Consider the following 18,100-nt stretch of genomic DNA (forward strand, 5'->3'; position numbering starts at 1 on the left):
GCTCCCACAAGATTATGATGCCAGACACCGCTGACGCACCCGACCGATATACGGGTAAAGAAAAGCAAAACGCCCGATATAAAACAGCGTAAATGCCAACCAAAGCCCCTGATTGCCCCATGCATCCATTGTAAAATAGATCGCCAGCAAAAAAACCAACAGCGCCAGAAACGTTGAATTTCTCACCGGCCGGGTGGTACCACTTCCGGTAAAAATACCATACACGGTCAAGCCGAACCCAGCCACCAGCGGGAAGACAACCAGCCAGCCACTAACCTGATGGTATTGTGTAACAACGTCAGGAATTTGAGTAAACAGCAGTACCTGTTGGTGATGGGTAAGCACCATAAGCACTGTCAGTAACGCAATTAACCCGCTTGTCCACTGAAAATTCATCTTGAGTACCTGTGTAAACAGGTTCAGAGATCTTTCACCAACCGATTTACCGCTGAATACACTTGAGGCATTGGCAACCCCTTCAAACATATAACTCATCAGAAAAGTCATCTGCATCATAACCGCATTGGCTGCTAACGTCTCAGCGCCCAAGGACGAACCAAATCGCGCCATACAGTTAAACATCGCCAGCAGACAGATCGTTCGCAGCATCAGATCGGTATTGGCCGAGACTATCGTTTTGAGTTCCTGTCCTCCCATTTTTGCCAGCCCCAAATAAGGCGCAAATGAGAACCCCGCAGCCCGCCGTACCAGATAAATACCAATCAAAAATGTAGCAACCTGCGCAGTCAACGTCGCAATCGCTACCCCGGCGACGCCCATATTCAAGCCGACCACAAACAGAATATCTAACACTATATTGAGTACATTGCCGAAAATCTGGGTCAGCAGAGTCTCTTTAACTTTTGCCTGCCCCATTAACCAACCAATCAGGGTATAGTTGAGTAAAACAAACGGCGCGCCCCAAATAAGGATGAAAAAGTATTGCCGGGTCTGTGCTGCAACATCCGGCTCCGGCTGAATCACCCACTCTGCACCGCGCCAAATCAGGCTCTGGCTCACAATGAAAATCATCCCGACGGCGGCGGCCATCACAAAAGGATGCAGCAGACTGGTTGCTTTGGCTTGCTCACTCTTTTTTCCTAAAGCAATCGCACTCTGCCCCGTGGTACTCACCCGGAAAAATCCGAACAACCAATACAGGGTATTCATGATAACTGTCCCAACCGCAACACCACCAATCAGCGCGGCTGAGCCAAGCTGACCGATAACAGCAGTATCCACGGCGCCCAGTAAGGGCTGCGTCAAAGTTGAAATAACAAAAGGGATCGCAATTTTTAAATAATCTTTATGAGTCAGTGAGGTGGTCATCTTCCGTATCTACATCCAAGGTGTTTGAATCAGCAGTTATTTGGGTCAGTGCCGCAATATGACCGATCCAATCGGATGCGTAAAGTCTCTTATCACGATTTCGAAGGCTAAAAATGAGTTATATATGAATAGGCTGCAAGCTATCTATTTTGAACAACGACAAAAAAGCCCGGTCATGTTTATCTTATGACCGGGCTGATTTGATTCACTGAACAGTTACAACGCCAGTTTTAATATTGCTGCGGCATCGTGCGGCGTAATATCCTGATGCTCCCCGAGTGCCAGCATACCGTGCTCGGTGAGTTTTTCCTGCACGGCCGGAATATCTTTCTCACTCAGATTGTAGTCAGACAGGCGGGTCGGGTTGCCCATCTGGGTGAAGAAGGCTTCAGTTTTCTGAATCGCCTGCTCGATCTGCTCATCTTCTGTCCCCGAGGTAATATTGAGGACGCGATGCGCATACTGTAACAGCTTGCCTTTTTTCTGCTCTTTTTTGTAGCGCCACAGCGCCGGCATGACAATCGCCAGCGTCTGAGCGTGGTCGAGGCCGTACAACGCGGTCAGTTCATGACCAATGGCATGAGTTGCCCAGTCAGACGGGACCCCGTTTTTCAGTGTTCCATTCAATGCCATTGTCGCCGTCCACATCAGATTCGCCCGGACTTCATAGTCATCCGGGGTCGCCAGCGCTGCCGGGCCATCTTCAAACAGATTCAGCAATAAACTTTCGGCAAAACGGTCAGAGACTTTAGCGTTGACCGGATAAGTCATGTATTGCTCCATGATGTGAACGAAGCTATCGACAGCACCATTGGCGATTTGTCGTGGCGGTAATGTATAAGTCGTTTGCGGATCCAGTATCGAAAATACCGGACGAACGAAATCAGAGCCAAAAGAGAGTTTATCCTGCGTCTCTGCCCGGGTAACGACGCTGTTTTTGTTCATTTCAGAGCCGGTCGCAGGCAACGTCAGCACACAGCCCAAAGGCAAAGCGCGACGGACACAATCACCATCGGTGGTCATAATGTCCCAGGCGTCCCCGTCATAACATGCCGCCGCAGCAATAAACTTACTGCCATCGATCACTGAGCCGCCACCGACAGCCAGAATGACATCAATCTGCTCTTGCTTTGCCACAGCCACCGCTTTGATCAGGGTTTCGTAATGCGGGTTCGGTTCAATCCCGCCAAACTCGACCACAGAACACCCTTGCAGCGCATCGAGCACTTGCTCGTAGACACCGTTTGCTTTAATACTTCCCCCGCCGTAAGTCAGCAAAACACGGCTATTGGGAGCGATTTCTTCTTTCAGCGTGGCAATCTGACCTTTGCCAAAGTGAATTTTAGTTGGGTTAAAGTAAGTAAAATTATCCATAGGATTTCCTAATAATGCTGTCTGAATTGATTGTGCCCTAGGCTATCAAGTAACGAATGCCATGCCTACCGTAGATTGTGTTGTTATTTGGGGTGCGAAAACGCAATGTGCATCATGTTTTGAGACCCGAGGCCGGGCAAATGAAAGGTTAAGCTTTTTCAGACAGGCCTCGTAAAACTGATTCAGGGCACCGAGCCCAAACGTTAAGCTGACACTGACAAGCATGGTAAATCCCTTTCAGACACCCGCCTGTTTATTCTTCACACAACTCGAGCGGTAAGCCATCAGGGTCTTGGAAAAACGTAAATTTTTTACCTGTAAATTCGTCAATACGAATAGGCTCAACATCGATACCATGTGAATGTAGCTCGCTTACGGTGGATTCAATAGAGCTGACAGCAAAAGCCAAATGTCTAAGACCTTGTGCTTCAGGATGACTCACTCTTGGTGGTGGCGACGGAAAAGAGAATAACTCTAGTTGCTCACCATTGGGCAATGCTAAGTCTAACTTATATGAGTTCCGGTTTTCTCGATAATTTTCCGCCAGAATCTTGAGACCTAAGATTTCCGTGTAGAATGCTTTAGACCTTTGATAATCAGAACAAATGATAGCGACATGGTGGATTCGTTCCAGGTTCATCAGGTTCTCCCGTGAGTCAGTTGCACAATAAACCTACCCCTTGTGTTCTGCGACAGACTTATCGCAAAAAATCGTAAAATAAGAGAGATTGTTCATTATTCGCCCTTAAACAACCTCTAACTTTTGAAATGGCTCATCAGGGAAAACAACGTCAATATGATCCCCTTCATGCACATCACCACCCATGACAACAATCCCCATGACACCGGCTTTGCGGACCGTTTTTCCTGACTCGTCCCGGCCTAATAAGGCTGATAACAACCCTTTCTGATAATTTTCTATTTGCGGACATGGGTTTCGCAGACCTGTTACAGAAATTTGTGCCCCACTCGGAAATTGTAACCTTGTCCCCTTGGGCAATGAGAGTAAGTCGATTCCCTGTGTCGTGATATTTTCACCCAATGCAGCGGGCTCAATATCGAACCCCTGCTGATCTAATTCGTTAAATAATTCGCCATGGATGAGATGCACTTGCCTTAAATTTGGCTGCGTCGGATCAACTTTTACCCTAGAACGATGTTTTACCGTCGTACCTCTGTGCACATCCCCCTCAACCCCCTCTCCTTGGATTAAGGTGATTGCTTTTACGGCCGATTTGGAAAAGTGATGTTCTTCACTCTTACTCACCGATATAACCTTTGCCATCATCGCCTCCTTGAACGATAACACCCAGTGTTGCGCATCCCTACTGAACGCTTTGTATGCTTACCATCTCCACCTCTAATTTTAACTCTTGGTTCAATGACATGATGGGATTAAATCGAGAACTGGTCAGTCAGTTTTTTCAGTTGCTGGCTGAGTTGTCTTAAGTTGGTTACTGCGTTTACCGATTCTAAAGAGCCTTCCGCAGTTTTATCCGCTAATTCACGCACATTCTCGACACTGCGATTAATATCTTCTGAAACTTGAGATTGTTCTTCCGCAGCGGTTGCAATCTGATTGTTCATATCTTGAACATCGCGAACTTGCTCACTGATATCTTCAAATAATGTAAGAACATCTTTCGCTTGTTCTGCATTCTTGCCTGAAAGCTCCCGACTGCCAATCATTTTGTCTAATGACGCTTGTGCACCATCTTGCAGTTCAACAATCAGATCTTCGATCTCTTTGGCTGAGCTTTGTGTTCGGCTGGCGAGTCCACGGACTTCATCTGCCACAACAGCAAAACCTCTACCGGCTTCACCAGCGCGCGCAGCTTCAATCGCAGCATTCAGTGCTAATAGGTTTGTTTGTTCAGCGACAGCCTTAATGACTTCCAAAACATTGCCAACGTTATCGGTCCGGAGTTTGAGTTGCTCCATAGCTTCACTTGTGGATGCGATGTCACTGGCTAAGGCATCGATTGTTTGGGCAGTGGCATTCACAATGTTATTGCCCTGAATAATGATATTGTCGGTTTTCGTGGTCGCTTCAGCGGCGGTTTCAGCATTTCGGGCCACCTCAGATACTGTGGCGGACATTTCATTGATCGCCGTTGCCACTTGGTCTGTTTCATCGCGCTGTGATTGCATCATCTGCTGGCTTTGCTTCGAGATGCTTTCTAACTGCTCGCTTGTGGCGCTTAAGCTCATGACACCCGAGACAACTTCAGAAATAAGTTTGTTCAGTGTTTTACTCATTTCACCAATGTGATTAAAGAGCTGGCCAAGCTCGTCCTTACGGTCGGTGGACAGATTCTGGGTGAGATCACCTTTGGCAATTTTGCCGACTGCATGGATAACCTCATTCATGGGCTGGACAATCATGTGGCGAATAAAGAATGAGAAAAATATACCGATCAAAATAGCGATTGCTGTTGCGGTGATGGATAACATCGAAACTTCGCGACCATCTTCGATACTATTTTGCTCTTGAATCGACGTAATCGCATCGATTTGTTTATCCATTTGGATGGATAACTCAATCAGTCTGTTTTGCGCATCTGTCAGGTTCTTATTGATCTCCGGGTTAATTTTTCCAAGCTCTTCATATTTCCCCAGAAGGGTGAGAATACTTTTACGAGAATCATCTAAGGCATCAGGGAGTTGTAGTGCTGCGGTTTTTTTGACGACCGACTGAAACCGGGTGGTCACCAGCTCAATCGGAATATCTTGTTTTTTGCTAATGTATTTGTTCATTTCCGTCGTGAGCGCGTACCAATCATTTGAAACATCTAAAGCCGCAGTAAAGGCTTGAGGATCGTTTTGTTGACGAAGCTGTTCAATGATTTGTCTATATTGCGTATAAATTGACTGCAAATACTGTACTGCATTGCTATCGATACCATCCCATCGCGTTCGGGCAGCAATCAGTTTCGTTAAGGTTTTTTGGTAATCAGCAAGGTTGTTTTGAGTTTGCTGAGTTAAATCTTTCACCTTAACGCCACTGTATAATTGTTCAGCGGTTTGAAGATAGCCTTGCAGTTGGTTTATGTCGTGTTGCACCTGACTATTATTTTCTGCTGATCCAGAAATAACATAGTGTTCTAAATCGATTCGCATATCGACAATGGTGTCATCAAGATCGTTTGAAAGTCGCACCTTTTCAGCTCGCACATGTAAGGTATTGACGCCTGTAATACCAACAATACCGACCACCAAGGCCAGTAGCAGTACAGAGCCAAACCCAAGAGCCAACTTGGTGCCAATTAGCCTATTTTCGAGGAATTTTTTCATCAACATACTTCCTTAGCAATTCGTTACGGGGGAGTCTCTCGGCTGATATGCAGAGTTATTATTTTTCACTTCACCGATAATGACTTTATATAATGTGAAGGTGGGTCATCTTTGCACTAGAGAAGCAAGAATCTGATGTGAAGTCAACATAACTTACTGTTATAACTATTTTTTGCTCTGAAAGCATGAGCTCTATTTCAGATATTTGGAGCGGTTGCAAACATGTGCTTCGAAAAAATCCTTCCTCGTTCAAAATTATGCCAAAGCTTTAGTTAGGCTCAATAATATAAATAATGAATGTCTCTGATTATATTATAAGGGCGTCTTGATAATGACCGTCGGTTATATCCATGGCTATTTGCTGCTAGCACCTTATTAAGGTGGCAACATGATTAAGGTGAGCACATTCCCCCACAGGATGAAAACAGTCATGTAATTTGAAGTTCAATACTCAAGTAAAGCACGATTTGGGACACACGCCGAAGGCTGGAAAAGTAAAAGGATGATGCTGAGTTTGGGACGCAATGACTTTCTTCGATCTCATTGCCATCTCCGAAAGCGCCCCAGGTACTTTTTCAAGGCCGAAAAAGTACCCCAAAAGGCCTAGGTTTAAGTTCAGCGCGCGTAATCAGGGTCGGATTGATTCGCATCCTGCTCAAGCAATCCTGAAAAATCGTCCATGATTTTTCACCCTGAGTTCAGTGACCAAATTAACTTTTTAAGAATGTTTCACACCACGCAAATCAACCACTAATCAAAGAAAACCATTCATGGAAGAATGGTTAGGCTTTTCCGGGCAGGACGCCCGTAAAAGCTGGTTCTGGACAACGTGCGACCAAGCCAAACAAAAAAAGATTTTCTGGTTCGTCTTTCATCTCTGGATAATCACCTCCAATAAATAACCAAATATAAAACAATTAGTTAACTACATAAAATAGACGGCACTATAAAAAATAGTACAACATTTGGTACAACCACTTGTGTATGCGAAATTGAATATTTGAATCCTTGTGAAATGATAAGGCTTTGCTTGTGTAACTTTCCTTAAAGCTGAGTGAGTATTTAATGACAGTACCTCAATTGTATTGAGTATATTGTTTCCACTGAAAGGTAGTTGCTTAATATCAAACGCTGAGTATAAGCAGACATAAAAAAACCAATCACAAAATTCGTGACTGGCTTATATATAACCAAACTCACCAGACAACATCCGCTTCAACACCCCGAAGATGTTGGTTGAGATTCACACCGTGAGCACTTTCTCTGCTATAACGCTGTCGGACTCTGATTGATTGACGGATTGATTTTGAGGTTAAGGCCAGTGGCGGATATCTCCGGTTAAAATGTGCAATAGCTTGCTGTGTCTTCAGCATCAACCGCTCATCTCCCAGCTTCCACGCCAGATAATACGATTTCATTAGATTGGAGCGACGATCCAGTACATGCTGCTCATAGTTTTTACGCGCGTTGTTGAGTTGATATTGTTTGGATAAATCCCCCGGCGTCATTCCGACCAATTGCTCTAGAATCTCAAAAACGTCAAAGTCCTCTTTATATGCATCACCCCGGCTATTTAAAGCACCTTCGTCTGCATACCGATAGGCTTTCATGACATTCTTCACAGCAACCGGGACAAGACCTTCAATACTGCGATAATAATCCCCGTGAAGTGCTTTATCACCGGATCGGATTGCCTGTACTGCAACACCGCCCAGAACAGGACCGGCAACCTGCTGCGCATAAAAAGACCAGACATTGTCCCCTTCCAAATCCCGGTTCGGATCGCGTATCCACATCCCGTCTAACGAAATCCTCGGTGACATCCCAGCCCCACCAACCCCGTAAATAATCTTATTCGCAATATTCTCCCCAAGTACATCAGACAAATAGGTTTTGAACTCGGTTTCAGCCTCCCATGGCTCATCATCATCACCAAAAGCAGCATTCAGACTGTTTGCCAGACCGTATACCAGACTCAGAGGTAATGCGGACACCCCACCCAATAGCGCAGTCATACCCAGTGTGCCGACAAGCTGTTTTCTGGCTTCCGATCGTTCTTCAGACGTCATACCTTTCATTGACAGGAATGCATTGCGCATCAGATAGTAAGTCATGTTCTGCGAATATTGTTTGAACTGAGTTGCCACCTTCATCACAGGACTCTGCATATAGCGAGCCCGGTTCACATTCGAATAATCAAAATGTGCATCCCATGTTAATTTTTCAGCCAATTTTGCAGATTGGTCGTGACTCATGCCTTTTTTACGAGCCAACCGGTAGGTTGCAAGCGCTGTGGTTTCCCGGTTAAACACCTCAGCTTTGTGAAACAGAGCCGACATCCAGCCGGAGAACTTCTCGTATGCAGGGCTGTACTTCCAGCTCTGCCCTTCGGCCATGCCTGCTAAATCATGCGCATTGGTAGAATCCAGCAGGCCGGAGTCGTACCACTGATTGAAAGCGGCAATTTCACCTGCATCTTTCAGTTTTGATTTAATGTTGCCTTTGGCTGAAATAAATTCTTTCGTTGCTTTTGCCAGCTCAGATGAGGCACGAATTGCGCCAAACTTACTGGCAATCATGGGCAAAGCAACCACAAAATTCTGAGTGATGTTCACTGCCGCTGCTGCCGGAGAAAAACCCAACATATATAAAAACCCAAGGGATGTGATTTTCTGCGCGGCTTTGGAATGTTTCGGATACATGACCCATTCATGGCGTTTCATCAGTTCATTGGCATACCTTGATGACTGATTGTCTCCACTCTGCTTCGCGGTTTCTATCGTCTCAGTTGCAAGTTTTGTCAGTTCGTCTGCGTATTCAAGCCGGGCCAACTGATAAGAACCCTTGACCATATTTTCAGCCAGCGCCCTGAGCGCATCATTACTCCACCCTTTCACTTTCTGTCTGTGCATAAATTGTTTACGCATCGAGCGGCTAGGCAATGACTGAAGATACATTTGATAAATCATGTCCTGTAGTTCGGTTTTCTTTAAATCATTGAGACTGGATTCTTCAACCTGTCCGACTAAATCAACCACAAAACCCAGACTCGCCCCTTCAATATGTTGGTTTTTGTCCAACTTATAACCGGTAAAAACAGAAAAACCCTGACGTTCAAGTTTCTTTTTCGCCACTTGTTGCTCACGCTCAGACTCATACATCATATAGCGTTTCTCGCCGTTCTCATCGGTGGTACTCAGCCAGTAATCCCCAAACCGGGCGAGAGGAAAATACGGTGCCATAACTTCCTGTAACTCAAATTGCGCTCTCAAATCAGCCAGACGCGCCTTTTTTATCCTGCCGTCAATCGCCGCATTGATAATCTGCTGCTCCAGTAGATGTTTAAAAAGATCGTGACGCTCCCGGTAGGTATCACGCATCGTCCGGTAATGCTGTTTCGCTTCCTCCGGCAACTTATCAAATCGCTGTTTTAACTCAGCATGTTTTTTCATACGACGGGGCTCACCGGCCAGCATATTTCTGAGCGTTTTCAGCTCATCCATTTGCTCATTAGTTTTATGACTGCCGTCGTTTACATATTCCAGATGCTGTATCCGTTTCTCGGCAACCTCCCGAGCGGACTGAAACGCTTGCGCCGGGTCAACACCTTCAATAGTTGACTGATGTGCGATATCAAACATCTCATCAGCATCTTGTTTGTGCCGACCCATCCATTTACGGATAGAATTAGCCATCTCGTGCGCATCAAAGGCGAGCTGATTCCGACGGCTTAACATCCGGTGAACGGTATCAACATATTCACTCAACTGGGGCAGTTTTCGCTGAGACAGATCCGCAAGTTGGCGTAGTGTGAGAGCTCCGAGTCCCAGATTGCCACGAACCGCCCCCAGCCCCTGAGAAACTGCATTGAGCACACCGCCGAATCTGGCCTGTGGTGTAGATTGAGCCAGCGCTTCATCCAGAGTCATGTTTTTTTCCTGAGAGAACTGAATACCAGATGATGTTGATGTCCTGCTGTCCGCAGCTTTCAGATATGGGTTATTTGCCATTCTGACCCGATCCGCCAACATCTGTACGATATTGTTCAGCTCAGCAACAGTGACATCCGATGCTTTCATCAGCCCGACCTTTCTCAGGGCGTGAGCAATAGCTTCCACCACCCGATCCCACCACTGCCGGATTTTGTTTCTGTCGATTTCAGCGGCGCGTGCCAGCACCTCTTCAACCAAATCACTGTCACTCTGGCCTCGATAGTTCCGGTCAACGCTCTCCCACAACGCCTTCAGATACGGAGAGTTCCGACCCTGCCTGACACGCCGGAGGATGCTCTGATATTCAGCAGCCCCCACCACTGTTTTCAGACTATGATGCACCAGTATTTCATGGCGCAGTTTCTGGCGAAGCTGTTTTGCACTCTCAAGATTTTCAGCAATTACGACAACTTCACGGCTGTCCCTGCGATAAAATGAATAAATCACACGTTGGCCGAAATTCATTCCCGCAATTTTCTCCGCCGCTGCCTGTGTCGGAACCACGGTTACTTTCACACCGGCTCCGCCTTGGTAGGCTTTCAGCCACTGACTGACCGCCAGCTCTGCCGACTTCAGAGACATGCCTTTAGCCGGTGTCCGGGTTGCGATACTGGCCTTGCTGAAAACAATCTCTGATGAACTGGTTTTCGGCTGCTCTATCTGATTCAGACGCATAAAATCGTCAATCTGAGCTTTGCTGATAGGCCGAAGGGGAGCAATCTTTTCAAATGCATTCACCAATACTGACAGGTCTGAGGGCTTAACCCCGACACTCAATATCCCACTGCCGCTGACGGCCTGCTCTCCGATAATCGCTTCAATCTCCGGGTTCCCCCAAAAACGTTTCCCTCTGCTGACTGATTTAGGCATTTGCAATACATATGTTACTTCAGCGCCGCGAGAGTCCCGGCGCAGATACACATCATGCTGTTTGGTCGAAAGCCCTAATGATGCCAGTTCGTTATCGCGGGTATTCATCAGCCAGTCAAGGGACTGCTCCGCCGTGGCATCCACACTCGCTTTAATATGTGTCTTTGGCTCAAAACTGCGGGGTAATAACATTCCCTGAATCACACGACCGTCATGTGTTGTAAACGGAACGATCTGCCCCGCTTTGATGGTTTGATCTTTTGCCATGATTAAATTGCCCGTCATGACATAACGGTTTTCAACGGACGGTAAAGATGCCTGATGGTCAAAGATCATCTGCATCTGGCTTTCATCCATCTCATTACCGGCTTGGGTCAGCGTCCCATCGTGAATATGTCGGTATGTAAACGAAATATGCCGGGTCTGATCAGCAACCATCACTTCAATTCTGGTTTTTGACGGAGCCATAGGATCGCCGGACTGACTGGCATGATTCACACCGACCACCACCCCCATCACAGACGGACTATCTGTCTCTTCAGGATTAAATTTAACCCGAACAAACTGACCATATGCCCCTGATACCCAACGCTCATAACTCCCGATGCGGTGTTTGTAAGCCGCGAGTGCAGAGGTCATCTCATTTTTTTCAGACACAAGTGATTTCACCGATTTTCCTTTGGCACGGTGAGTTTCAATCAACTGGTTCAGAGACTCCACTTTGCCCTGCATCTGATCGTAAAATTCATTGGCCTGAACTTTCACCTGATGCGCCAGTGATTTGAACGTAGCCTCACTACTCTGACTAAGCCGCTCCTGCACTTCATCCCAGTGCGGCGCTTTCCCTTGCATCTTCGCTCTGATCCGGGTGAGATAAACCGGCTCGGAGAATACGCCGCGCTTCGGATCGCCTGCGACCAGTTGCGTCTGCTCGACCGGCTCAGCCTGTAAATCGATCTCAGTCATATTCAGATAGTTCTGACCGGTGGCATTGAGATAATTGATTTTTTCTGCATACAGGGTATCCAGCTCAGCCAGAACATCCCGCTGGAGCGCAACCGGCAATACAGCAAGTTTTCCCAGAAAATAGTTTGCGGGTTGGTCTGCCTCACTCACCTTGACAAAATCATCGCCATATTCACCCAGTGCTTTCAGATTTTCTTTAACATACTGAATCACAACCGCATCCCCGTATGGATTGAGTAAATCAAAGGATTTAACAGAGGTCGCAGATTCAGTTGAGCCGGAGGTGTTGGCATTCAGACTGGCCATTTTCCCGGCCAGCACCGCCGCAGGACGCTTTTCACTGGGTAAATCCAGCCACGCATTCGCATACTTCGGTACATTGACCTGCCCGGTCCGGTTGACACGCCCCAGCATCTGCATATAGGTATCAATATTGAGACTCGGCTGAGCCACAATCATAAATCGTTGACGGGTATCCGGATAATCGTCGCGGCTGTGAATGGACAGACCTGTCGAACCCGCCTGATTTAAAATCAGCACATCCAGCGTTCCGGCATTAAATTGATCAACCTGCCCCCGTCGGTCATTCGCTTCTGCTGTTGCTCTCGGGATTATTTTCCTAGAATCATAATCCACCATCCGTTTGCGACCGGTGATTTCTGCAACCCTCAGCCCTGCCTGCTCAAGCCGGTGTCTGATATGATCAATCGGAGAGGCGGGAATATTGTAGTGCGCTATTTCAACAATGGCGGCTTTGGCTTGGTCATACAGGTGTTTCAGTAATGGGCTGTCTATGTCATCAATCGATACGGTAAATTTCTCTGAATTCTTCTCGCCCGGTGCTTTCACCCGGTACGCCAGCACATTGTCCAGCGTTCTACCCAAATAATCAGCATAAGACAGTGACCCCAGCGAATCCCCATCACTCAGATTATTATCTGCCATATAGTTCTTTAATGCCGATCCCAATGTACTTTCCAGAGCAATCACCGGCTTTTCACCACGACCGGATGATGCAATCGCCAATTCAGCAATTGCATCAGCTTTCAGACCTAGTGTTAACTGCGCAATATAGTTATGCACCACCGAACTGAACGAATTAACATTGATGTTCTTATCCGCTTTATTACCACCGGTCAGCGTATCCAGCCCGTGCTCCGCCGCAATACTTTCAGCAAGCTCCTCTTGTACATAATCGTCCCATGCTCGGGACAGACGCTGTAACCCCCGCAGAGCCGCCGTGGTCGTATCAAAGGCTCTTTCAATATCACCACCCGAACTGATAATTTCATCTTTGATTTCAATACCATCAAAGCTGCGCTCTCGACGAATATAATGCCCGGCCTGTGCCAGTTTGGCGGCAATATAGTTCTGCATCCCGAGGCCACCGGTTTCAATCGCTCCGGTCACATCATCGCCTCCCGCCGCAACCCCTAAATCAGTCCGTCGGTACAGGGCCATATTTTCTGGTCGTTTCGCATAGGTGGCAGACAGATACGTCAGACCGGCCACTTTTCCCACATATTGATTAAAGAAAAGCCCACGATTTGACTTTGCCTTTTCTCCGGAAGCGGCTGAATGCGCTTCATCCATCACCAGAACGGCATTTTTAGCCAGCGCATTCAGAACCGATTTTTTTATACCGCGCTGGTCTGTACTGATTTGATCATATGTGGCAAATAGCGCATCAAAACCGTCAGGTAACCGACCGGTCTCATTCATTTCAGCAAAATATTTTTTGAGGGTCTTACCGCTGTTCCGGTGTCTGAATACTGTTTTTTCCTGTGGGGTTCCGGAAGAGATTACCTGCTTAATGCCGACACCACGGTTCATAATCAGTGGGGTAAACTGCCTCACACCGATATCAGCAAGGTCGTCAACCATATCGGTAAACAGATTATCTTTTTGTGTAATGAAGATGGGCGTCTTACCGGCATTCATCGCATAACGAAGGATGCCGGCAGCCTGACGGCCTTTGCCGACACCGGTCTGGTCGCCGATAATAATTGCCTTATTATTTTCAATCGCAGAAACGGCCAGTCCGACAGCATCGGTTTGCAGTCCCATAAACGCATCGTGCAACTCAGATATCGAGGGATATCCGAGCTTGTCCATGACATAAGTATCGATATTGCCATGACGCGCTTCTAAATCTGACAGCGCCTCTGAGGTGTAGTATTCAATGTTGGCCGGGGTTAATACGCTGTCATTCAGACCGCCCGATTTAGACCGGTAAACCGACTGGAAGGCATTCGCCCGCTTGCTGTCCGGGGCTGTTTTAATCTCATTTTCGTCTAAAGGTTGAGCAGGCTGATGACTTTTATCAGATCCTGTGTCCTTTTTTGTCCATCCGGCAGGGTCAGCACTGTTTTCTGTGGATAATTCTCTAGATCCCAGAATCTTTCCAGCAGTCCGATGGATGAGCCTTCCAGTATCCAGTCGGACATCTCGTGCGGCGATAGTGGACTGATCTGCGGGGGGAGATCCAGCAAAATGACCGCTTCTCTTTGTTCTTCTTTCGTTGCCATCTCGATGGTGAATGCCAGCTTTTCTCTGAGTTCGCTGAGCATCAGCTCGTAAGACAGCTTCCGCTCTCTGCTTACCCGACACCTGAGCAGGATCTGTAGTTCTTCGTCCATATCGGGATGATTGGGTACCCAGTAACCCCTGTTTCCGGTAGTGCTCATAAAGAGAGTCCCATGTCTGATGTCTTGTTATCCGTGATTTTGTCGGCGCAAACTGTCCGGTCGGTGTTTTGGCTCTGCCATCGATGCTGATGAGCATCACTGGCCATCCGGCTCCCTGTTTCTCATAGAGCTTCCCGTCAATTTCCGTGTAGTCGCGCACATGGTAGTTCTGATGCAGCCAGTTGAGAAAAATCCGTTGATTGACGGAGAGCTTACCGACGACTTTACTGGTGCCAAGGATAAGATACGCTTTACCGTCAGATTTCATCGCCTGTAATGCATTTCTGGCAATCACATGATCCAGCTCGCCCAACTGGATTATATTGCCGAATCTGTCTTCAAAAGAAAACTTTTCTGGTTCACCTTTTTCGCCTCTTATTTTCCCAAATGGCGGATTGGCGATCACCCGGTCTACTGTCTCTGTCACCATTCCATTGGTGAGTGGATCGCCATTGGCATCGAGTGTGGTCACGTCAAACCCACTCCATCTAAGTGACTCAGCCCGAACCGGATCCAGTTCATTTGCAAAGGTATTCTCCGGTGCAGAAGTCATCAACAACAGACCATTCCCAGCCGTTGGCTCCAACACCGTGGTATCTGCATCAATCCCGGCCACAATATTACCCAGAAACGACAGGGGAGCCGGGGTGCTGTATGCCTGTAAATCGGAACTGTGAGCGGTTCTGATATTCAGTTTCGGTTGAGCCTGATAATCCTCAGTCAGTTGGTTGAAAATTCTCTCGACCGATTGAGGGGAACTATCCTGCTCAAGTGCTTTATTTACCTTCAGACGCCGTTGATTAATTTGCGCAGTTTCGTAGGCTTCTTGCAGTTTTTTCATCATCAGCGGTGTCACATCACTGATGCTGCCCAGCTCATAGATGTCTTTGCCTGCCCGTTTTAAAGCGAGATTATTGGACGGTTTAAACCCGGATTGAATCCGGGTCTGCATGGCTTCAAGGAGCTGAATATTTTCACTGACTTCCGGCTGTGGCTCTTCCTCTGATTGTCTTTCCGTTTGCGGAGAGGCCTGTTGGGATTGAGCTTCAGGTTCAGATGGTTCCTTCCCTTCGGATGCTGCTTTTATTTTTCGCTCAAAGTCACTGAGATTGTTATACCCGTGTTTTTTAACCCGCTCATTCAACGCTTTGGCCATAATCCCTTCATTTCGATAAACGGTACGGATACCTTTTAGTGAGGCTTTCCCCGTACTTTCTCTGTTTGATTGAAGTGTTTTTTCTATCAGTGCTTTGGCTTTTGAAAGCGTGTCATATTCGTCTTCCCGAACTTCCGTTTCAGGTTGATTTGCAGCTACGGGGGAACTCTCCGGGATTACTGCCTCCAAACTGGTGATATCATGTTCAGCCGGGGCAGACTCTGCATCAGACGACGACCGGGATTCATTTTCTGCGGATTTTGCACGTAACTTTTCATTCAGTGCCGCAGTTTTACCGATAAACTGATTTGCCAGCGAACGAACACTATTCGTAAGCTGCTTTTTCACTTCGGGCAGTGACTTCGACCGACTGTCTATTTCAAGAACTGTTCCGCTAGTCTTATCAAGACTGGCGTTTACGCGACGAATCGCTTCTTGAATCAAGTTTTCTTTGAACTGTTTCGCCTCCGGAGAAGCAATCTTTTCTTCAAATAGTGCCTGCGCCGACTTTCTCCGCCGAATATTTTCGGGATCGCTGGCTTCACGCTCTGCCTGCTGACGGGCTTCTTCCTGATATGCCTGCAACCGTTTTTCGTGGTGGCGAAACTCATTTAAAACCGCTTCGGTATCAAATCCTTTTGAACGTTGTATCCGGCGACGAAGACGTTTACTCATTCCGGTAATTTTGCTCTCAGAAAATGACCGCTCTAACTGCCGTTCTGTTGCCTGATGTTTAATATCCTGAACTTCACTCTTTGTTGGCATGTCCGACTGAATGCGCTCTGCATCATTGTTGAACTGCTGGAACCGGCCTGACGTATCGCGCCCCATTCGATTCCGAATCTGGTCTTTTTTCAGATCGGTTTTATCCTGTCTGGCTTGCTGCTCCCGAGCGGCAGTATTCGCCTGCTCTCTTTGATAGGTGCGGGTTACAGGTGCCCCATCAATGTCACCGATCCAGTTAGGATTAGGCGTGAACTGGGGTCGTTGAGAACGTTCATTTTCAGCCTGAAAATGCAATGCGGCTTCTCTGGCCTGAATCGCCTTATCGTCAATGGCGGCCTGAGACTTTTTCTTATTAAATGCCGCGCCTTTGTCTATGTAGGGCTGGGGCCGATGCGGCTGTCCATGCTCAACCGGGGCATCATTGTGAATTTTGTCATACCGGATCTGAGTCAGTCGGTCAATCAACGCCTGATTATTCTGATCTTCTGAAAGAAGTTGAGAGACAACCTGCTCACGGATCTGGTCGTATTCAGCCTGCTGACTAGAGAGATTGGGGGGTGGACTCTGAGGCTTCGCAATTTCACTACTCTCTTTTAGCTGTTGATTGCGAGTTTTTAAATCACGTTTATGATTAGTCACATGCCGATCAACGGCGGTCGCCAGCGGATCAACGTCCAGATTTTTTGCACTCTGGGCTAACTGCTGATATTCATCAGCGAGTGCGACTGAATAATCCGGATCGTTATATACATCCGGGTCAGATAATTCTTTCTCAATCTGCGCGGCACGTTCCGGATTATATGCTCTGGCAAGATACATCGTCTCACGCCGGTCAGCGGCACTTAATACGCCTTTCTCTTTTAACTGATCCCGACTCTCCCCTATCCCCTGAACAAATGAGTCCTGCATAGTCTTTGAGGGAGACTCAGGCACATCCGGTTGTCTTTCATTCTCGGATATATCAACATCTTCGGTATACGGCTGAGACTCATCCTGTGTCGAAGACGGCTCTTGCACTAAGGTATTACTGTCAGTAGGTGACGCTTCTTTCGTATGGCTATTTTTGCCTCTGAGGCCGCCAATCCCGCCCGATACTGCGCCGATCCCCATGCCTACAGCAGCGCCTTCGGCAGCGCTCTGTAATGCTCCGCCCCATGGGTCACGCTCCGTTCCGGTCACAGTATTCATTGCAGTATTGGTGGCATAAGTTTGTCCGGCATTCTCAATGCCTTCGGTAACGCCTTCCGTCACGCTCCCCTTGAATGCGCCTTTAAGCGCACCTTTGGCTGCATGACCAGTCACTGCGCCGAATAACAGCCGATCTCCCAATGCTCCGGCAACAGACGAGGCAATTGCAGCAGGGTCACCTGCAATGGTTCGGCTAACATAATTGGCCGTCTCTTCTTTAGCAAGATTGACCATATCTGTAGGATCCATGCTTTCATTGGCGGGGTCATTGACAATAAGGTGCAATTGTAACCATCCCAGTTTTAATGGCACGATAAGTTAGAGTTTTTCCTGCTGTCGTGTCTTTCCAAATACTCCCAAGGCGTGAGATCATTTAGTGAGTCATGTGGCCTTTCTTCGTTGTATTCCCTCATCCAGTTTTCTGTCAAATCCCGGACTTCATTCAGCGTTTTAAAAACATACATATCCAGAATTTCCGTTCGGTAGGTTCGATTAAAACGCTCAATATAAGAATTTTC

Annotated in this window: 8 protein-coding genes; 1 reads left to right on the forward strand and 7 read right to left on the reverse strand. The window is 47.3% G+C overall.

Translation table 11 applies throughout. From position 1 onward, the window contains the following. Nucleotides 1-12: 12 nt before the first annotated feature. The 5 genes from VR7878_RS06875 to VR7878_RS06895 all read right to left on the reverse strand — a co-directional run bounded on the left by VR7878_RS06875 (nt 13) and on the right by VR7878_RS06895 (nt 5,997). The gene (locus VR7878_RS06875) at nt 13-1,329 is read right to left on the reverse strand and encodes an MATE family efflux transporter (RefSeq protein WP_077334668.1); all 1,317 of its coding nucleotides are present in this window, start codon (nt 1,327-1,329) and stop codon (nt 13-15) included. 216 nt (nt 1,330-1,545) lie between these two features. Continuing rightward, a complete protein-coding gene (locus VR7878_RS06880) occupies nt 1,546-2,703 on the reverse strand; it encodes an iron-containing alcohol dehydrogenase (protein ID WP_077334670.1) in 1,158 nt (385 codons plus the stop codon). A 253-nt stretch (nt 2,704-2,956) separates the two neighbouring features. Next, nucleotides 2,957-3,343, reverse strand: a complete 387-nt coding sequence (gloA2, locus tag VR7878_RS06885) for an SMU1112c/YaeR family gloxylase I-like metalloprotein (protein ID WP_077334672.1) — start codon at nt 3,341-3,343, stop codon at nt 2,957-2,959. 105 nt (nt 3,344-3,448) lie between these two features. Next, nucleotides 3,449-3,988: an MOSC domain-containing protein gene (locus tag VR7878_RS06890; protein WP_077334674.1), complete on the reverse strand. Its 540-nt coding sequence runs from the start codon at nt 3,986-3,988 to the stop codon at nt 3,449-3,451. 110 nt (nt 3,989-4,098) lie between these two features. Next, nucleotides 4,099-5,997: a HAMP domain-containing methyl-accepting chemotaxis protein gene (locus tag VR7878_RS06895; RefSeq protein ID WP_051680760.1), complete on the reverse strand. Its 1,899-nt coding sequence runs from the start codon at nt 5,995-5,997 to the stop codon at nt 4,099-4,101. Nucleotides 5,998-6,767: 770 nt separating this feature from the next. On the opposite strand from VR7878_RS06895, the gene VR7878_RS21485 reads away from it, so the two are divergent. Further along, nucleotides 6,768-6,899 (forward strand): hypothetical protein, encoded by a 132-nt coding sequence (locus VR7878_RS21485; protein WP_268874734.1) that lies wholly within the window; start codon nt 6,768-6,770, stop codon nt 6,897-6,899. Between the two features lie 294 nt (nt 6,900-7,193). On the opposite strand, the gene VR7878_RS06900 is transcribed toward VR7878_RS21485, so the two are convergent. Both VR7878_RS06900 and VR7878_RS06905 read right to left on the reverse strand, forming a co-directional pair. Next, nucleotides 7,194-17,831 (reverse strand): PLxRFG domain-containing protein, encoded by a 10,638-nt coding sequence (locus tag VR7878_RS06900; RefSeq protein ID WP_139344041.1) that lies wholly within the window; start codon nt 17,829-17,831, stop codon nt 7,194-7,196. A 53-nt stretch (nt 17,832-17,884) separates the two neighbouring features. Next, nucleotides 17,885-18,100: integrase core domain-containing protein (locus tag VR7878_RS06905; RefSeq protein ID WP_139343999.1), on the reverse strand; the 216-nt coding region annotated here is incomplete at its 5' end.

This window comes from Vibrio ruber DSM 16370 (genome assembly GCF_900163965.1).
Taxonomy (GTDB): Bacteria; Pseudomonadota; Gammaproteobacteria; order Enterobacterales; family Vibrionaceae; genus Vibrio; species Vibrio ruber.